At 62.9% G+C, this 17,257-nt stretch carries 17 protein-coding genes; 2 read left to right on the forward strand and 15 right to left on the reverse strand.

Annotated elements, in window-relative coordinates:
* Positions 1-14: 14 nt before the first annotated feature.
* The 15 genes from nqrE to ACXAEK_RS00330 all read right to left on the reverse strand — a co-directional run bounded on the left by nqrE (position 15) and on the right by ACXAEK_RS00330 (position 15,467).
* Positions 15-623: an NADH:ubiquinone reductase (Na(+)-transporting) subunit E gene (gene nqrE / locus ACXAEK_RS00260; protein WP_019296950.1), complete on the reverse strand. Its 609-nt coding sequence runs from the start codon at positions 621-623 to the stop codon at positions 15-17.
* Positions 623-1,276, reverse strand: a complete 654-nt coding sequence (locus ACXAEK_RS00265) for an NADH:ubiquinone reductase (Na(+)-transporting) subunit D (RefSeq protein ID WP_039132586.1) — start codon at positions 1,274-1,276, stop codon at positions 623-625. The genes nqrE and ACXAEK_RS00265 overlap by 1 nt, the downstream gene beginning before the upstream one ends.
* On the reverse strand, positions 1,276-2,079 hold the full coding sequence (locus tag ACXAEK_RS00270; protein ID WP_475039034.1) for a Na(+)-translocating NADH-quinone reductase subunit C: 804 nt from the start codon (positions 2,077-2,079) through the stop codon (positions 1,276-1,278). Before ACXAEK_RS00270 ends, ACXAEK_RS00265 begins: the two co-directional genes overlap by 1 nt.
* Positions 2,072-3,280, reverse strand: coding sequence for an NADH:ubiquinone reductase (Na(+)-transporting) subunit B (locus ACXAEK_RS00275; protein ID WP_475039035.1), 1,209 nt, complete (start codon positions 3,278-3,280; stop codon positions 2,072-2,074). The genes ACXAEK_RS00270 and ACXAEK_RS00275 overlap by 8 nt, the downstream gene beginning before the upstream one ends.
* A 5-nt stretch (positions 3,281-3,285) precedes the next feature.
* Positions 3,286-4,629, reverse strand: coding sequence for a Na(+)-translocating NADH-quinone reductase subunit A (locus tag ACXAEK_RS00280; RefSeq protein WP_475039037.1), 1,344 nt, complete (start codon positions 4,627-4,629; stop codon positions 3,286-3,288).
* Between the two features lie 404 nt (positions 4,630-5,033).
* Positions 5,034-6,158, reverse strand: a complete 1,125-nt coding sequence (locus ACXAEK_RS00285; protein WP_475039038.1) for a mandelate racemase/muconate lactonizing enzyme family protein — start codon at positions 6,156-6,158, stop codon at positions 5,034-5,036.
* Positions 6,155-7,249 (reverse strand): alcohol dehydrogenase family protein, encoded by a 1,095-nt coding sequence (locus tag ACXAEK_RS00290; RefSeq protein ID WP_475039040.1) that lies wholly within the window; start codon positions 7,247-7,249, stop codon positions 6,155-6,157. Before ACXAEK_RS00290 ends, ACXAEK_RS00285 begins: the two co-directional genes overlap by 4 nt.
* Before the next feature lie 95 nt (positions 7,250-7,344).
* A complete protein-coding gene (locus ACXAEK_RS00295) occupies positions 7,345-7,584 on the reverse strand; it encodes a hypothetical protein (RefSeq protein WP_475039041.1) in 240 nt (79 codons plus the stop codon).
* A gap of 3 nt (positions 7,585-7,587) precedes the next feature.
* On the reverse strand, positions 7,588-9,039 hold the full coding sequence (locus tag ACXAEK_RS00300; RefSeq protein WP_475039042.1) for an aldehyde dehydrogenase family protein: 1,452 nt from the start codon (positions 9,037-9,039) through the stop codon (positions 7,588-7,590).
* A complete protein-coding gene (locus tag ACXAEK_RS00305) occupies positions 9,036-10,190 on the reverse strand; it encodes an aromatic ring-hydroxylating oxygenase subunit alpha (RefSeq protein WP_475039043.1) in 1,155 nt (384 codons plus the stop codon). The genes ACXAEK_RS00300 and ACXAEK_RS00305 overlap by 4 nt, the downstream gene beginning before the upstream one ends.
* 95 nt (positions 10,191-10,285) lie before the next feature.
* Positions 10,286-11,200 (reverse strand): LysR substrate-binding domain-containing protein, encoded by a 915-nt coding sequence (locus tag ACXAEK_RS00310; RefSeq protein WP_475039045.1) that lies wholly within the window; start codon positions 11,198-11,200, stop codon positions 10,286-10,288.
* 169 nt (positions 11,201-11,369) lie between these two features.
* Complete coding sequence (locus tag ACXAEK_RS00315; RefSeq protein WP_475039046.1) at positions 11,370-12,320, reverse strand: GlxA family transcriptional regulator; 951 nt, start codon at positions 12,318-12,320, stop codon at positions 11,370-11,372.
* Between the two features lie 70 nt (positions 12,321-12,390).
* Positions 12,391-13,383, reverse strand: coding sequence for a glycine betaine/L-proline ABC transporter substrate-binding protein ProX (proX, locus tag ACXAEK_RS00320; RefSeq protein ID WP_475039047.1), 993 nt, complete (start codon positions 13,381-13,383; stop codon positions 12,391-12,393).
* Positions 13,384-13,436: 53 nt separating this feature from the next.
* Complete coding sequence (locus tag ACXAEK_RS00325; protein WP_475039049.1) at positions 13,437-14,372, reverse strand: ABC transporter permease; 936 nt, start codon at positions 14,370-14,372, stop codon at positions 13,437-13,439.
* Positions 14,373-14,384: 12 nt separating this feature from the next.
* On the reverse strand, positions 14,385-15,467 hold the full coding sequence (locus ACXAEK_RS00330; RefSeq protein ID WP_475039050.1) for a quaternary amine ABC transporter ATP-binding protein: 1,083 nt from the start codon (positions 15,465-15,467) through the stop codon (positions 14,385-14,387).
* A 159-nt stretch (positions 15,468-15,626) separates the two neighbouring features.
* Between ACXAEK_RS00330 and ACXAEK_RS00335 the strand changes: the two genes are divergently transcribed.
* Positions 15,627-16,337 carry a GntR family transcriptional regulator gene (locus ACXAEK_RS00335; protein WP_475039051.1) on the forward strand — a complete coding sequence of 237 codons (711 nt, stop codon included), beginning with the start codon at positions 15,627-15,629 and terminating at the stop codon, positions 16,335-16,337.
* Between the two features lie 8 nt (positions 16,338-16,345).
* Positions 16,346-17,257 (forward strand): dihydrodipicolinate synthase family protein, encoded by a 912-nt coding sequence (locus ACXAEK_RS00340; protein WP_475039052.1) that lies wholly within the window; start codon positions 16,346-16,348, stop codon positions 17,255-17,257.

A 17,257-nucleotide genomic window follows, 5' to 3' on the forward strand; every position in this document is an offset into this window, starting at 1 on the left:
TTGATAACGCTCCCTTACAGTTTGACGCCGCTGAAGGACATGAAGGCCATCGCCATCAGACCCGCGGTGATAAAGGTGATGCCCAGGCCCTGCAGCCCGTCCGGCACGTCGGAATACTTCAGCTTCTCGCGCACGCCCGCCATCGCGGTGATCGCCAGCGCCCAGCCAAAGCCGGAGGAGAGGCCGTAAGTCGTTGCTTCCGCAAAGTTGTAATCGCGCTCCACCATGAACAGCGAGCCACCCAGGATCGCGCAGTTCACCGTGATCAGCGGCAGGAAGACCCCCAGCGCGTTGTAAAGCGGCGGAAAATACTTATCGAGGATCATCTCCAGGATCTGCACCATCGCCGCGATCACCCCGATATAGGAGATCAGGCCGAGGAAGGTCAGATCCACATCCGGGAAGCCCGCCCAGGCCAGCGCGCCCGGCTTCAGCAGGTAGGTCAGCAGCAGGTTGTTGGTCGGCACGGTGATGGCCTGCACCAGCATCACCGAAATCCCCAGACCAAGTGCTGTGGAGATCTTCTTGGACACCGCAATAAAAGTACACATGCCCAGGAAGAAGGAGAGCGCCAGGTTCTCGACAAAGATGGCCTTGACGGCGAGTGAAATCAGCCCTTCCATCAGTGCGCCTCCACGGATTGGATTTTATATTCACGCTCTTCCACCTGCTGGGGTTTCCAGGTGCGGAAGGCCCAGATCAGCAGGCCGATGACAAAGAACGCCGAGGGCGGCAGCAGCAGCATGCCGTTCGGGACATACCAGCCGCCGTTGTTCACGGTCTCCAGAATGGTGATGCCGAACAGGGAGCCGGAGCCGAACAGCTCGCGGATCACGCCCACCAGCATCAGGATCAGGCCGTAGCCCAGGCCGTTGCCGATGCCGTCGATGAACGAGGCCACCGGCGGGTTGCTCATGGCAAAGGCTTCGGCGCGGCCCATCACGATACAGTTGGTGATGATCAGACCCACAAAGACCGACAGGGTTTTTGAGATCTCAAAGGCGTAGGCCTTCAGCACCTGGTCCACCAGGATCACCAGCGAGGCGATGATCACCATCTGCACGATGATCCGGATCGAGCTGGGGATCTGGTTCCGCAGGATCGAGATGAACATCGACGAGAACGCGGTCACAAAGGTCACCGCCAGGGTCATCACAAAGGCCACTTGCAGCGAAGAGGTCACCGCCAGCGCCGAGCAGATGCCCAGAACCTGCAGAGTGATCGGGTTGTTGTCGACCAATGGGTCGACCAGCATTTCTTTCTTGGTCTGCGCCATCAGAGCTCTCCCGCTTTAAGGGCGGCCAGGAAGGGTGCGTAGCCCTCTTCGCCCATCCAGAATTTCACCAGGTTATCGACACCCACCGAGGTCAGCGTGGCACCGGCCAGCGCGTCAATATGGTGGTCGGGTCCGGCGGGGCCTTGTGCCTTGGCAACGCTGATCTGCAGCTCGCCACTGTCATCATGCAGCTTCTTGCCGCTCCACAGGGATTTCCAGCGCGGGTTGTCCACCTCGGCGCCCAGGCCCGGGGTTTCGCCGTGCTGATAGAACTGCAGGCCAAAGATGTCGTTGCCGTTCTCCTCTACCGCGATGAAGCCATAGAGGGTCGACCACAGGCCATAGCCGTGGATCGGCAGGATCACCTTGTCCAGTGCGCCTGCTTCGTCGCGCAGCAGGTAAACGGTCTTGTAGCGCGACTGGCGGCCGATGCCCGCGGGATCCACATCCAGCGCGCGGCTCAGCTCCGGGTCCTGCGCGGCGGCGCGGTCGTCAAAGCTGGCGGCGTCGAACTGATCAGTGAACTGGCCGGTCTGCAGGTCCAGCACCTGCGGCTCAAACGCCTTGAAGGCTTCGGCCACATCCTGGCCAGGCTGGTAAAGACCCGCCACCTGCAGAACGTTCAGCTGCTTATCAAGCTTCTTGTTGATCTCCTGCACCGGGCGCAGGGACACGGCGGCGGTGGACACGATCATCGAAGCCAGCAGGCAGACGCCAACCGCGATCACCAGGGTCTTGCCGACCGAGTCCGGAGACGCGGCGAGGAAGCGGCCGATCAGGCCTTTGCTTTGGGTCTCAGCCATGGCGGCGCGCCCTCCGTTTGATGTTTGCCTGCACGACAAAGTAGTCGATCAGCGGTGCAAAGACGTTGCCGAACAGGATGGCCAGCATCATGCCTTCGGGGAAGGCCGGGTTCAGCACCCGGATCAGCACCACCATCACACCGATCAGCGCGCCATAGATGTAGCGGCCAACGTTGGTGTGCGACGCGGAAACCGGCTCGGTCACCATGAACACCAGGCCAAAGGCATAGCCGCCCAGCACCAGATGCCAGTACCACGGCATGGCAAACATCGGGTTGGTATCGGAACCAATGACGTTCAAGAGCAGCGAGAAAGCAATCATGCCGCCCAGGCAGCCCGCGATCAGGCGCCAGTTGGCAATTTTGGTCGCCAAGAGGAACGCGAGGCCAATGGCACAGGCCAGGGTCGAGGTCTCGCCAAAGCTGCCCTGAATGGTGCCATAGAAGGCGTCGGACCATTCGATGCCCTTGGCCGCCAGCGCCTGCACGCCCTCAGCAGCAGAAACACCCAGCGCTGTTGCGCCGGAGAAGCCGTCAACCGGAGTCCAGACACTATCGCCCGACATGTTTGCCGGATAGGCGAAATACAGAAACGCACGGCCCGTCAGCGCCGGGTTCAGGAAGTTCTTGCCGGTGCCGCCAAAGACTTCCTTGCCGATCACCACGCCAAAGATGATGCCAAGCGCCACCTGCCACAGCGGCGTCGAGGCCGGCATGATCAGGGTGTAAAGCATCGAGGTGACCAGGAAGCCTTCGTTGACTTCATGGCCGCGCACGGTGGCAAAGATGACCTCGAAAATACCGCCCGCAACCAGCGTCACGATGTAGATCGGCAGGAAATACAAGAACCCATGGGCAATATTCGCCAGCGGGTTGGCCGCATCCAGCGACACACCCAGCGTGTTCAGGATGGCAATCCGCCAGCCGGTGGCGGCATCGGCACCAAGTGCGGCAATCGCCGAGTTCGCCTGGTAGCCGGTGTTCCACATGCCCCACAGGATGCAGGGGATGGTGGCAATCACCACATAGGTCATGATCCGCTTCATATCCACGTATGAGCGGGCATGCGGCGCCACGGTGGTGACGGTTTTCGGGGTATACAGGAAGGACTCCACCATCTCGTAGACGGGGAAGTACTTCTCGTACTTGCCGCCCTTCTCGAAATGGGGCTCGATCCTGTCAAAGAAGCTGCGCAATCCCATCCGGCTCAGCCCTCCTTTTCAATCTTGGCCAGGCAGTCGCGCAGCGCCAGCCCGTATTCGTACTTGGCCGGGCAGGCAAAGCCGACGAGGCCCATGTCCTCTTCGTCCAGCTCCAGCGCTCCCAGTGCCTGTGCGGTGTCGGTGTCCTTGACCAGCAGCGCGCGCAGCAGTTGCGTCGGCAGATAGTCCTGCGGCATCAGCTGCTCAAAGGTGCCTGTGGGCACCATCGCACGGCGGCCGCCGTTCAGGTTGCTGGTCAGGCCGAACAGCTTGCTGGTCAGGGCCGAGCCCAGCACCGGCTGAACCGCGTATTTGCTGCCCATCGGGCGGATCCAGCCCAGCGGGATCTGCTCGCGGTCTTCCTTGATGAGGGCAACCTGACGTGCAAACCGGCCGAGGTAAGCAACCGGGCCAGCCGCCTGGCGGCCCGACAGGATCGAACCAGAGATCACACGGACGGGGCCGTCTTCGGAAATCTCGCCGCGGGTCAGCTCATCGGTGGAGGCGCCCATCACGGTCCGAACCAGCCGCGGCGACCGCGCAGCGGGACCACCCAGCGCAACCACAACGGACGGGTCCAGGTGGCCGGTCTGCAGCAGACGGCCAATGGCGATCACATCCTGATAGGAAATCGTCCAGACCTGATCCTCGGCGCGCACCGGGTTCAGGAAGTGGATGTGGGTGCCAGCCAGCCCGGAGGGGTGCGGGCCGGAGAAAGCAGCCGCCTCAACGCCCGCAAGGTTCGCGCCCGGAATGCTGTCGCCAGTCTTCTGGCACAGGTAGGTGGTGCCCTCGGTCAGCAGCGTCAGCGCCTTCAGGCCGGCCTCGAACGCCTCAGCAGCGTCGTTGATGATCAGCGCGGCATCGGCGGCCAGCGGCTCGCTGTCCATCGCGGTGACAAAAATCGCGCCCGGCTTGGAGCCCGGCACCGGCATCTTGGAATAGGGACGTGTGCGGAAAGAGGTCCACAGACCGGCCGCGCACAGCTTCTCGGTCAGCCCTTCGGCAGTATCGGCATTGCCGGTGGCGGAGAAGTCGATGCCCCTGTCTTCGGCATCAGATACCGCGATCACCACGCTTTGCAGCACCCGGCGGGCGCCGCGGTTGATCGCCACGACCTTGCCGGTCATCGGCGCCACCATCATCGCGGCCTCGGCATCTTTGTGGCAGAACAGCGGAGTGCCGCGTTCGACCTCCTCGCCTTCCTGCACCAGCATACGGGGTTTCAGACCCAGATAGTCGGGGCCCAGCACCGCCACCGAAGTGATGGCCGGGCCAGGGTGAATGACCTGTTCCGGTGCGCCTGTCACCGGCAGATCCAGCCCCTTCCTCAAGTTAAATGTTTTCATGTTTGCGCTACGTCCTTCCGAGGCCGATTCCCGTGGCGGTTCTTATCTGTTTCCGGCGGCGGAGACAAAGAAAACGCGGGTCAGCGGTCGCTTTTGACTCTTTACCAGCCGGGTCCGGCCCTGTTTGATCGGGCGCACTCGAATCAAATTTGCCGCCGAATGGCAAGGGCGCCGCCCCGCCTCCCGGGTAAATTCCTCCGTGATCGCAGCTTCTAAGCCAGAATGCCGCATCCGGGGGCTGTTAATACGTCAGATCCAGCCCGCGGAACCGGCAACCAAAGCTCCGGCCTGTGGACAAAACACCCCGGCAAACCTGGGTCTGCCGGGGCGAGTCAGTTTGATGGCGCTAACGTTTGCGACATTGGGAATATAATTCGCGGCAGCTGCCGCATTTTACGATGCTGTCATGCTTCCCAGACCGCCTGCGGCGCGCCCATCAGATCGCGGTCGACGGTAATGCCCAGCCCCGGCGCGTCCGGCACCAGCACGCCGCCGTCCTGAACAGGCGCATCGAATTCCGCCGTTTGCAGCGTCACCATATCGCGGCAGTCCAGAATGCAGCGCAGGGACCGCTCCGGCACCGTGGTGCCCAAATGGGCGATGGCGGAAAACGCCACCACAGACCCCACCGTATCCTGCACGCTGACGGTCGCGCCCGCGGCCAGGCACATGTCCCGGTGCCGCCGCCCGTGGGTCAGCCCGCCTGCCTTGGAGATCTTGAGGCCGATGCCATCGGCCACGTCCTCCGCCAGCATCAGGGCGATGTCCTCATCCTGCTGCACCAGCTCATCCAGGATGATCGGCACAGTGCAGCGCTTGCGCAGCGACAGGGTCTCGCGCCAGGTCTTGCAGGGCGCCTCCAGCACGAAATCTAGCCCCTCGGGCAGCATCCGCAGCATCCGCAGCGCGGTTTCCGGCGTCAGCCCGCCATTTGCGTCGACCAGAAAGAACTCGCCCGGCTGCCGGTCGGCCAGCGACGCACGGATGCGCTCGGCGTCCAGCGCCGGGCCGCCTTCGCTGTCCAGCGCGCCGATCTTCACCGAATGGCCCAGATACCCCATCTCCCGGTGCTGCGCGACGCGGGCGCGCATGTCTTCGGGGCAGCCCGCATAGATTGATGAGATCACCGGCAGGCGTTTGCCGGTGGAGCCGCCCAGAAGTTCGCAAACCGGCATATTCACTGACTTGCCGAACAGGTCCCAGCAGGCGAGGTCGATGGCTGATTTGGCATGGTTGTGGCCCAGCAGCGCCTCATCCATCGCCTCGTTGATGCGGTCCATCTGCCGCGGATCGCGGCCCAGCAGGTAGGGCGCAATCTCGGCAATACCGGCCCGCGTGCCCAAGGCATGGGAGGCGATATAGGTGGAGCCGAACGGCGTGCTCTCGCCCCAGCCTTCCAGCCCCGTATCCGTGGTGATGCGCACGAAGGACGCATCAAAGCTGCGGTACTCCCGACCGCCCGACAGCATGTAGACGCCGCCCGAGTACGGCAGGTCCAGTTGATACAGCTCGATCTTCTTGATCTTCATGGCGCCACGTCCGGGATCATCAGCACCAGCTTGCCGGTGTGGGCCTTGCTCAGGAAATCCTCCTGCGCGGTCGCAATCTCGCTCAGCGGATAGGTCTTGGCGACCAGCGGGCGGATTTCGCCCGCCTCGATGTAGGAGACCAGATTGGCGAAAACCTCATCCTCTTGGAAGGTGCAGCCCATCAGGGTCAGATCCTTCAGATAGAGCGTGCGCACGTCGATCTCGGAAATCGGCCCGGCGATGGCGCCAGCGGTGGTGTAACGCCCGCCTCGGCGCAACACGTCCAGAAAAGACGGCCACTGCGGACCCGCCACCAGATCGACCACCACGTCGATGGAGCCTTCGCCCAGTTCCTTGACCAGATCGGCGTTGCGATCGACAACCCGGTCGGCGCCAAGCGCCAGAACCTCATCCGCCTTGGCGGCAGAGGACAGCGCAATCACGGTGGCGCCGCGGCGTTTCGCCAGTTGCACGGCGGCAGAGCCGACGCCGCCGGAGGCACCGGAGATCAGCACGGTCTCAGCCCCCAGGCCAACCCGGTGCAGCATGTTTTCAGCCGTGGAATAGGCGCAGGGGATCGAGGCCAGCTCCGCGTCGGACCAGTCGCAATTCACCGCGTGGGTTTCGCGCGCGGGCGCAACTGCAAACTGGGCAAAACCGCCGTCGCATTCGCTGCCGAAGGTCCAGCATTCATAGGGGCGGTAGTCCACATAAGTGCGCAGCATGTTGCGTACCAGAACCCGCTCGCCGATACGGGCGGGATCGACCCCTTCCCCCACGGCTGCAATATGGCCACAGGCATCCGCGCCTTGAATGCGGGGGAATTCCAGCGGTTTGCCAGACCAGCTGGCGTCGTCGTCGTTGACGCTGTCAAATCCGGTGGCGCCGCCCGCGTTGGTGTCGGCATCCACCGCCTTGGAGTACCAGCCGATGCGGGTATTGATGTCGGTGTTGTTGATGCCGGCCGCCGCGACGCGGATCAGCACCTCGCCTGGGCCGGGCTGCGGCACATCGACGTCCGTGCGGTAGTCCAGTTTCTCGATACCGCCGTGGCCAGTCAGCAGGACCGCCGCCATTTTATTGGGGATCATGATTGCCTCTCCCTTTGGAAAATAGATTGGCCGGCCCTCCCCTGCCGGCCAAAACAGGCCGCTGCCCTTGCGGGGGCAGCAGCCTGAAACATGTATCAGAGCTCCAGCGGATGCGCCCGGCCCCGCGCCGCCAGGCGGCGGTTCAGCTCTTTGGCTTCCGGCAGCCCGGCCTCCAGCGCAAAGACAAAGGCATGGGTCAGGAAGAAACAGGCGGCGTCGATGTCGCCTGCTTCCTCGGCCCGGTCACCGGCCAGCGTGTAGAGCCGGACCAGCACGGTGTGGTCGTTGTCCTCATGCGCCTTGAGCAGCGCGCGGTCGAGGTCGTCGCGGTCCATGGCTCAGCCCTTCAGCGAGATCGCGATGTTCTTGGTGCGCACATAATTATAAAGCGCTTCCAGCCCCTTTTCACGGCCGAAACCGGATTTTCCGACCCCGCCGAACGGGGTGGAGATGCCGCCCGCGAACCATTCGTTCACAAAGACCTGCCCGGCGCGCAAACGGTTCGCCACGCGATGTGCCCGCGCCAGATCGCGGGTGAAGACGCCGGCGACCAGCCCGAACTCGGTGCCGTTGGCCATGGCGATTGCCTCGGCTTCGGTGTCGAAGGGTGTGAAGCAGGTGACGGGGCCAAAGATCTCCTCCTGTGCGACGCGGGACGCAGGGTCCACATCGGCCAGAATTGTGGGAGCCATGAAATAGCCCTCCCGCTCCAGCCGGGCGCCGCCCGAAGCCGCGCGGGCGCCGCTTTGGCGGGCGGTGGCGGTCAGGGTTTCGATGCCGTCAAGTTGCTTGGCCGAAATCACCGGCGTGAGGCCGGGGTTTTCCAAGCCATGCCCGACGCTGAGGCCGTTTGCCAGCGCGGCGGCGCGTTCGACGGCCTCGTCATAGATCGAGCGGTGCACCAGCACTCGCGACATGGCAGAGCAGACCTGGCCCGCATTATAGAAGATGCCGCTTTGCAAGGAGGACATCAGCGTGTCGAGGTTGGTGTCCTCAAAGGCCACCGCTGCCGATTTGCCGCCCAGCTCCATCAGCGCGGGCGTCACCGGGTTGGCCGCCGCGCGCAAGATCGCCTGGCCGGTCGGAACCGAGCCGGTGAACACGATCTGATCGACGGCGGAGCTTTCCACCAGCCGCGCGCCGAGGTCTGCACCGATGCCGTTCAAAATGGAGACTGTTCCCGCAGGCACATCCGCGCGTTCCAGTGCGACGCCAAGCATCGCCAGCGCCATCGGATCCAGCTCCGGCGATTTGATGATCACGGAGTTGCCAGCCGCCATGGCCGGTGCCAGCGAACGCGCGGCAATCGACACCGGGAAGTTCCACGGCACGATCTGGGCGGAGACGCCATAGGGCTCATAGACGGTGTAATCAGCGTAATCGGGGCCGAGCGGGATCGACTTGCCTTCGATCTTGTCAGCCATGCCGCCGTAGTATTCGAAATACTGCGCGGCTTCCTCGAATTCATCATGCGCAGCGCTGAGGCTCTTGCCGCTTTCGCGGCACAAGAGCCTGGCGCCTTCATCGGCGATACCGCGGATTTCAGCGGCGATGCGCTGCATCAGCTGGCCGCGCTTGGAGGGCTGCATCGCAGCCAGGTCGCCGCGTTCATAACTGGCGCGGGCGGCGTCCAGCGCTTTCGCCAGGGTTTCCTCGCCTGCCAGTGCGCAGTCGGCCACGTGTTCGGCATTGCCGGGATCTTCGACAGCCATGCGGCTGCCGCCGTCGCCTTCGACCCATTTGCCGGCCAGGAAGTTCCTGGCCAGCCCGCCGTTCAGAAAAGAACTCATGCCTCGCGGCCCTTGGTCACCTGATCGGCCACCCAGGCGTGGAAATTGTGGGTCGGGCCGTCCATCGCCGGGGAGAACCGGCCGCCGTCGAACAGCTCGCCGTGGCGGCCCTTCTGCATGCCTTCGACCACAAAGACGTCTTCCTCGAACACGGTCTTCCACAGCTTCGCGTTCTCGGTGCGCAGATCTTCCAGCTCCGGCGTGTCGTCGGAAGATTTGGAATAGTAGAGTTCGATATGTTCGACGGTGTTTTCGGTATCAACCGGCTCCAGGATGATCGCAAAGGCGTGGTCGCGCTGAACACCCAGCAGGACGTTCGGGTAGACGGCCACATATTCGCCGCCCTCGTCCCACTTGCTGCTGAGGCCTTCGAAATCCGGGAACAGCTCGCCGTTTTCGCCCTTCAGCTGGCGGTAGACCAGGGTGCCCTGGCCGGAGTAGTGGCCCGGCACTTCGATGTTGTAGTGGTCTTCCAGGCGGGAATAGCTGTTCAGCCCCGGGTGCACCCACGGCAGGTGGTAGCTTTCGCAATAGTTTTCGACCGCCAGCTTCCAGTTGGTTTTGACTTCCAGCTTGAAGCCGGAGCCTTCGCCGCCGTGATGCACCGGGGTTTCAAATTCCTTCCAGCGCTCCAGCAGGGTGGCGTGGGCTTCTTCGAATTCGGGTGCAGTGCCGTCGACGTTCACAAAGACCACGTCGCGCCAGACGTAGGAACGGATGCGCACCAGGCCCAGCTCGTCCAGCTTGATGTCTTCATGCTTGTTGTTGCCGGGGCCGCCCACATGCGGGGTGGAGACCAGGCGGCCGTCCAGGCCATAGCACCAGCTGTGATAGGCGCAGCGGATGGCGCCGCGGATCTTGCCGGCCTTCTCGACCAGGATCATGCCGCGGTGGCGGCAGGTGTTCTGGAAAACGCCGATCTCGCCGTCCTTGTCGCGCACGATCAACAGCGGCATGCCGAGGAAATCCACCGGTTTGGCATAGCCCGGCTCCGGCACGTCCTTGCCAAAGCCGATGCCGGACCAGTTCTTGAACAGAACCGAGCGTTTCTCTTCGGCAAAAACGGCGGGGTCGATGTAATGGGCGTTCGGCAGGCCGTTTGCGACGTTGACCGGAGCCATAACCGGGGCAAGCGTGTCATGCTTGTTCATCTGGGTCTCTCCAAGGCAGGAAAAAGATGTGCGGATTTTGCGCCATTGAAGGGAGACGGCGGATTTACTCAATATCAGGAATTTTCACGCTGAGATTAGCTGAGCTCATCCGACCCCTGACGGACCTCGTCAATCACCCAATTGCGAAGCAAACGGGCGGTTTCCGACAATTCCGCGTCCGGACGGCCCACCAGGTGGAAGCCATGAGGTGCGGCCAGAACATGCGGCCCGATCGGCACCAGCTGGCCAGTGGTCAGCAAGGGTGTCAGCAGCCGCTGCCACCCCAGCGCCAGACCCACCCCGTCCTGCGCCGCCTGCAGCGCCACCGAATAGTTGTTCACCCGCACCCCCGGCGCGATGGGCCCGTCATAACCCAGCTGCAAAAACCAGTCGGCCCAGGTGGTCCAGCTTCTATCGTCCGACTCCAGATGCAAAAGCCGCTGCTGCGCCAATTCCTCCAGAGCGCAGCCGGTCAGCCTGTCTGCCAGCTCCGCGTTCCCAACTGGCACCAGGTGATCGCGGTAAAGCTCAGCCTGTTCCAGCCTGGTATCCCGCTCGCGCCCATAGCGAATGTAAAAGTCCACATCCGGCATGCTGCGCAGGGGCCGGTCGTTAACGATCTGATTGACGTTCACATCCGGGTGCCTGCCCCAGAACCGTACCACTGAGGGCGACAGCCACAGCGACGCAACGGCGGAGGTGGAGCCGATCGTGACGGTACCGCCGGTGCGGCGGTCGCGTATGGTCTTGAGGCTGAGCGAAATCTTGGAAAACGAGGAGGCCAGGGTTTCAAACAGCGCCTCGCCCTCCTCTGTCAGCTCAACCCCGCGGTGCTTGCGCTGAAACAGCGGCGCCTGCAGCTCCGCCTCCAGCGCCTTGACCTGGTGGCTGACTGCACCTGGGGTCACCGACAGCTCCTGTGCCGCGTTCTTGAAGCTCAGATGCCGGGCCGCGGCCTCAAAGGCAGCCAAGGTGGTGAGTGGCGGCAGGTTGTAATGGCGGCGGGACATTGGCGGCTCCTGGCCTGTGGCTGGGATGAACGGGCTTCATTTCAATATGGGAAATACAGCTTTGAAAGCCAGCAGAGATTGCACCGGGCGCCCGCCGTTTTCATGCAATGAAAACGGCCATGAAAAATCGATTTTTCATGGCCGGAAACCGCGCCGGTTTCCGGCGGCCTCAGCTGATCCGGCCGCGCTGCAGCATCGGCGTCACGTTGAAGGCAGCGCGGTAAACGCGGGAGAAATGGCCCGGGCTGTCGAAACCGCAGGCCAGCGCCACCTCTGTCACCGAGGATTCGGTCTGGATCAGCAGGTTGCGGGCGCGCTCCAGCCGCATTTCCATAAAATACTTCTTGGGCGAAGTGTTCAGGTATTTGCCGAACAGCCGCTCCAGCTGGCGGGTGGAGATACCGATGTCGTCGGCAATCACCGTGGGAGAGACCGGATCGCTGATGTGGTCGTGCATCATCTGGATAGCGCGGGCCAGATGGGTGTTGCGCATGCCGTTGCGCGATTGCAGCGAGACCTTCTGTTCAGCGGTTGCATTGCGCACCGCGTTATAGACCATCTGATCGGCCACCGCGACGGCCAGGTCATAGCCGTGGTCGCGCTCAATCAGGTGCAGCATCAGGTCGGCCGTGGCCGTGCCGCCAGAGGCGGTCATGTGTTTTTCGTCCGCCACGAAGACGCTGCGCACTAGGTTCACCTCCGGAAACGCCTCCATGAAGCTGTCGTGGTATTCCCAGTGGATCGCCGCCTGCATGCCTTTCAGAAATCCGGCCTCCGCCAGCACCCAGGCGCCGGAGCACAGCGCACCAACCGAAATGCCGCGCGCCTTTTCACGGCGCAAAGCGGCCAGCAGGGGTTTGGTCACATGATTGCGCATGTGGATGCCCGACAGTGCAAACAGCTGGTCGCATTTCGGGATCGCGTCAAAGCCGTAGTGCACCAGGGTCACCGAGCCGTTGGAACAGACTGCGGTCTCGCCGTTTTCCGATCCGAAGGACCAATCATACAGATCCTTGCCGCTGACCAGATTGGCGATGCGCAAGGGCTCCACCGCGCAGGAGAAGGCGAGATGGGAGAATTCCTCCACCAGGAGAAAGGCAAAATGCTGTGTCTTGGTCATGGTTTGCCCCAGAAATGAAACGGACTGCGCGGAGAAAGCCCCGCGCAGTCCAGTGAGTCGGGTCTATCCCCTATTTCTTGGCTGCAGCGCGGGCCGCGTCCAGCCATCCGTCATAGGCGGCGCGGTTGGCGTCGATCCATTCGGCCACATGGCGGTCGATGTCTTCCGAGCTGTCCTCGCCATCCGCCACCTTCTTGTTCTGGATGGAGATGTCGTTGATGTTGATCTGCGCCACTTCGAACAGTTTTGCAGCTGCCGGGTTGGCGTCCAGAAACTCATCGGTGGCGACGATGCGGATGCTGTCCACCGCAAAACCCAGGTCCTTGCCGTTGAAGGTGGTCTCCGCGGTGGCGCCATCGGGCAGCGAGGAATAGGGCACGGCCAGGAATTCCACGTCCTCACCCGGCACCAGTGCGCCGGAGACCCAGTAAGGCGTCCAGGTGTAGTACAGAACGTTTTCGCCGCCTGCGTTGCGGGCGATGGTGTCGGCGATGATGGCGTTATATTCACCCTGGTTGTGATTCACGGTGTCGCGCAGGCCGAACTCGGTCAGCTGATGTTCGATCACGCGCTCGCAGCCCCAGCCGGGCACGCAGCCGGCCAGATCGGCCTTGCCGTCGCCATCGGCGTCGAACATGGCGGCCTTTGCCGGGTCCTTGAGGTCGCCCAGGTTCTGCACGCCGGCATCATAGGCTGCCTTGTTCACCAGATAGCCCTGCAGTGCGCCGTCGATCAGGTGGCCCACCTTCTCCAGCACGTCGTCGCCGCCGGATTCCTGAAAGAAGTTGTCATGCAGCTTGTTCCAGGAGGCGGTGGTGAAATCCGCGTCGCCGGTGCCGAGGGCCAGGTGCATGGTCTGGGCCAGCACTTCTTCCGGCTCTGCCACGTCATAGCCGAGGTCGCGAAGCGCCTGGAACACGATGCGCGCCTGGAAGAACTCCTCGACGGTCGGCTGGATCACCGGGCGCACGGTGACGCCTTCGCCGGGGTTGTCTGCAGCAAACGCCGCGCCTGCCAGCATAGTCGAGGCTGCCAGCGCAGCCAGTGCGGTTTTTCTGAACATATATGTGTCCTCCCTTAGGTGTTCAGATGAAATTGAAAGTCCGGTCTTGCCCGTCAGGCCTTGCCCGCCAGGCGCAGCACTGCGCCGACGGGGCCGCCCTGCCACCAGTGGCGGTGGCCGCGTTCGCGGCCCGATTGGCCCATGCCCTGGGTGATGCGGTCCAGCACGATAGCCAGGATCACGATGCCAAGGCCGCCGACCAGCGCCTTGCCCGCATCCAGCCGGCCCATGGCGCGCAGCACCTCGTTGCCCAGCCCCTTGACCGAGATCATCGAGGCAATCACCACCATCGACAGCGACAGCATGATGGTCTGGTTGACGCCGGCCAGGATGGTGGGAGTCGCCAGCGGCAGCTCGACCTTGAACAGGATCTGGCGGGGGTTGGCGCCGAATGCACGGGCGGCCTCGACGACTGAAGGGTTCACGCCGCGGATGCCCAGCGAGGTCAGGCGGATCAGCGGCGGCAGCGCGAAGATGATCGTCACAATCACGCCGGAGACATTGCCGATGCCAATGAGCATCACCACCGGCACAAGGTAAACAAAGGCCGGGATGGTCTGCATGGTGTCGAGCACCGGCCGCATGGCGGTCTCAAACCGGTCGTTCTTGCCCGCCAGGATCCCCAGCGGCAGACCGATGATGAAACAGAGGATCACCGCCGAAACCACAATCGCCAGCGTGGTCATCGCCAGCCCCCAGGCGTTGGGCGACAGGAAGCCAAGCGCAAACATCGCCACGCCGACCAGGATCGCCACCCGGCGGCCCGCGGCCTGCCAGGCGATCAGGATCAGGATCGCCAGCATGATCATCGGCGGCACTGCATTGAGCGCAGTGTCGATGCCGACGATCATCTCGTTAAAGAACTTCTTGATCGGCTGGATGATGCCGCGGTTGGCAATCGCCCATTGCTTTACGCCGTCCGCCAATTCCGCCAGCCCAAGATCAATCGAGGAAAACGGGTCCAGGATGCTGAATTCTTTGTCTGCCATGGGTCCCGCTCCTTAGTGCTTGAGGCTGGCTGCGTCTTCGACATCGCCCTGGATGCCGCGCAGCAAGGCGTTCTTGGTGACGATGCCGATGGGTTTGCCGTCAGCCTTGACCACCACCGGGTGCTGGGTGGCGATGGAGAGGTTCACCAGATCGTCCAGCGAATGGTCCGGATGCGCCTCGGGCCAGCTGTCCACATTTGCCGGGCCATTGCTCTGCTCATACTGCTCGACAGGTGTCATGATCTTGGCCGCCGAGATCAGCTCTAGCTTGGAGATGCCGGCAACAAAGTCTGCGACATAATCGTCTGCAGGGTTGGTCACGATGTCCTCTGGCGTGCCAACCTGCACCAGGGCGCCATCCTTCATGATGGCGATGCGGTCGCCGATGCGGATCGCCTCGTCCAGGTCGTGGGTGATGAACAGGGTGGTCTTCTTCATCTCTGCCGACAGCGACATGAACTTGTCCTGCAACTGGCGGCGGATCAGCGGATCAAGCGCCGAGAAAGGTTCGTCCATCAGCAGAATCGAGGGATCGGCGGCAATGGCACGGGCCAGGCCGACGCGCTGCTGCATACCGCCCGACAGTTCATCCGGGTATTTCTGGTCCCAGCCGTTGAGGTCCACGGCATCAATGGCGCGCATCGCGTTTTCGCGGCGTTCCTTGGGATCGTGGCCGCGCACCTCCTGGCTGAAGGAGACGTTTTCCAGCACGGTGCGGTGCGGCATCAGCGCCATGTTCTGGAACACCATGCCGATTTTCTCGGCCCGCACTTCGCGCAAATCCTTCGCGGACAGCTTGTTGACGTCCTGGCCTTCGATGAACAACTGGCCGGAAGTCGGCTCGATCAGCCGGTTCACATGGCGAATCAAGGTCGATTTGCCGGAGCCGGACAGGCCCATGATGCAGAAGATCTCGCCGCGGCCGACGGTGAAGGTGGCATCCTGCACCCCCACCACGCAGTCAAAGCGGTCGCGCACTTCCAGCTTGCCAAGCCCCTGTTCCTTAACGGCTTTCATTGCCTCATCTGCGCGGCGGCCAAAGATCTTCCACAAATTGCGGCAGTCGATCACGGCGTCTTCCGTATGGGTCGTCACCTGTTCCCCTCCTCCGAAAACATTTCGTGCATACTGCATATTTTTTCTCTGTACACAAATTGTATTTTCTCCTAACACAAAATGAGCAATGTGGTTGCCGAAGCTGAACAGCCGGGTCATCCTGCCCGGACAGGTTCAAACGCAACGATGGAGACTGGAATGAAGGACGCGTCCAAACGCAGAAAGGCAGAGCTTTATGGCCATCTGAAAACGGCCATCATGACGCTTGCCTTGCGGCCGGGCGCCGATCTCGACGAATCAAAGCTGTCGGAAGAGTTCGAGTTGTCCCGCACGCCGCTGCGCGAAGTGCTGCGGCAATTGGCGGGCGAGGGCTATGTCGATCTGCGGGAAAACCGCGGGGCGCGGGTCAGCGAGATGTCGCATATGACTTTGCGGGACTTCTTCCTGGCGGCGCCGATGATGTACGGCGCGGTGCTGCAGCTGGCGGCCAAAAACGCGACCGAGGCGCAGATTGCCGAGCTGAAGGAGGCGCAGGAGGCCTTCAAGGCGGCGCTGCGCACCGGCTCGGGCGCCGACCGGGCGATGGCCAACAACCGTTTTCACGAGATCACCGGCGAGATGGCCGACAACATCTATCTCGCCCCGTCCTTTCAGCGCCTGCTGATCGATCATGCCCGCATCGGCATGACCTTCTACCGCCCCCAGGACCGCCAGATGGCGGAGAACCTGGGCGAGGCCAGCTCCCAGCACGACGCCATCATCGCCGCCATCGAGGCCGGCGACGAGGCGGCGGCGGGGCAGCTGGCGATCGACCATTGGAACCTGTCGCGCGATCAGATCGAGCTGTTTGTCATGCCCGCCGGGCTTGACCTGCCGCTTGGGACGGTGGCGCGTAAAACCCCTGCATGAGGACGCAGATGACCCCTATTTTCAAGTTTGAAGGGATCTACACCCCCGTGGTGACGCCCTATCACGAGGACGGCAGCGTCAACTGGGACGCCCTGGCCCAAGTGATCGACTATCTGATCGAGAGCGGCGTGCACGGCCTGATCTCCGGCGGCTCGACCGGCGAGAACTATGCCCAGACCGTTGAGGAACGGCTGGAGCTGGCGCGGTTCACCCGCGAGCACAGCAAGCTGCCGCTGGTTGTCGGCACCGGCGCCATGCGCACGCCCGATTCCATCGCGCTGGCCGAAGGCGCCGCCAAGCTGGGCGCAGAAAGCATCCTGCTTGCGAGCCCCGCCTATTCGGTTCCGACCGACCGCGAAAACGCGCTGAATGCGCTGGCCATCGACAAGGCGGCCGATCTGCCGGTGATGCTGTATAACTACCCGCACCGCACCGGCACCATGATGGGCGAGGAGTTCCTGGACCGCGTTTGCCGCTCGCGCAACTTCTGCGGCATCAAGGAAAGCTCCGGCGATATCAACCGGGTGCATCTGCTGGCGCGGGATTATCCGCACATCCAGCTGGGCTGCGGCATGGACGACCAGGCGCTGGAGTTCTTTGCCTGGGGCGCGCCTTTCTGGGTCTGCGGCGGGTCGAACTTCCTGCCGGAAGAACACGTGGCGCTGTACAATGCCTGCGTGGTCGAGGGCAACTTCTCCAAAGGCCGCCGGATCATGTCGGCGATGCTGCCCTTGATGCGGGTGCTGGAGCAGGGCGGCAAGTTCATCCAGACCATCAAGCACGGCGTCACCATGAACGGCTTTGACGCAGGCGCCATGCGGGCGCCGCTGACCGGCCTCAATAAGGACGACAAACGCGCGCTGGAACAGGTTGTGCGGGTGCTGAAACAGAAAATCGCAGATATCCAGGCGGAGGGCTGA

The sequence above is a fragment of the Leisingera sp. ABM4_101 genome (assembly GCF_056158725.1).

Excerpts from the sequence above, each read along its gene's own strand:
- nqrE (WP_019296950.1), bottom strand. The coding sequence starts at position 623 with ATGGAAGGGCTGATTTCACTCGCCGTCAAGGCCATCTTTGTCGAGAAC.
- ACXAEK_RS00265 (WP_039132586.1), bottom strand. The coding sequence starts at position 1,276 with ATGGCGCAGACCAAGAAAGAAATGCTGGTCGACCCATTGGTCGACAAC.
- ACXAEK_RS00270 (WP_475039034.1), bottom strand. The coding sequence starts at position 2,079 with ATGGCTGAGACCCAAAGCAAAGGCCTGATCGGCCGCTTCCTCGCCGCG.
- ACXAEK_RS00275 (WP_475039035.1), bottom strand. The coding sequence starts at position 3,280 with ATGGGATTGCGCAGCTTCTTTGACAGGATCGAGCCCCATTTCGAGAAG.
- ACXAEK_RS00280 (WP_475039037.1), bottom strand. The coding sequence starts at position 4,629 with ATGAAAACATTTAACTTGAGGAAGGGGCTGGATCTGCCGGTGACAGGC.
- ACXAEK_RS00285 (WP_475039038.1), bottom strand. The coding sequence starts at position 6,158 with ATGAAGATCAAGAAGATCGAGCTGTATCAACTGGACCTGCCGTACTCG.
- ACXAEK_RS00290 (WP_475039040.1), bottom strand. The coding sequence starts at position 7,249 with ATGATCCCCAATAAAATGGCGGCGGTCCTGCTGACTGGCCACGGCGGT.
- ACXAEK_RS00295 (WP_475039041.1), bottom strand. The coding sequence starts at position 7,584 with ATGGACCGCGACGACCTCGACCGCGCGCTGCTCAAGGCGCATGAGGAC.
- ACXAEK_RS00300 (WP_475039042.1), bottom strand. The coding sequence starts at position 9,039 with ATGAGTTCTTTTCTGAACGGCGGGCTGGCCAGGAACTTCCTGGCCGGC.
- ACXAEK_RS00305 (WP_475039043.1), bottom strand. The coding sequence starts at position 10,190 with ATGAACAAGCATGACACGCTTGCCCCGGTTATGGCTCCGGTCAACGTC.
- ACXAEK_RS00310 (WP_475039045.1), bottom strand. The coding sequence starts at position 11,200 with ATGTCCCGCCGCCATTACAACCTGCCGCCACTCACCACCTTGGCTGCC.
- ACXAEK_RS00315 (WP_475039046.1), bottom strand. The coding sequence starts at position 12,320 with ATGACCAAGACACAGCATTTTGCCTTTCTCCTGGTGGAGGAATTCTCC.
- proX (WP_475039047.1), bottom strand. The coding sequence starts at position 13,383 with ATGTTCAGAAAAACCGCACTGGCTGCGCTGGCAGCCTCGACTATGCTG.
- ACXAEK_RS00325 (WP_475039049.1), bottom strand. The coding sequence starts at position 14,372 with ATGGCAGACAAAGAATTCAGCATCCTGGACCCGTTTTCCTCGATTGAT.
- ACXAEK_RS00335 (WP_475039051.1), top strand. The coding sequence starts at position 15,627 with ATGAAGGACGCGTCCAAACGCAGAAAGGCAGAGCTTTATGGCCATCTG.
- ACXAEK_RS00340 (WP_475039052.1), top strand. The coding sequence starts at position 16,346 with ATGACCCCTATTTTCAAGTTTGAAGGGATCTACACCCCCGTGGTGACG.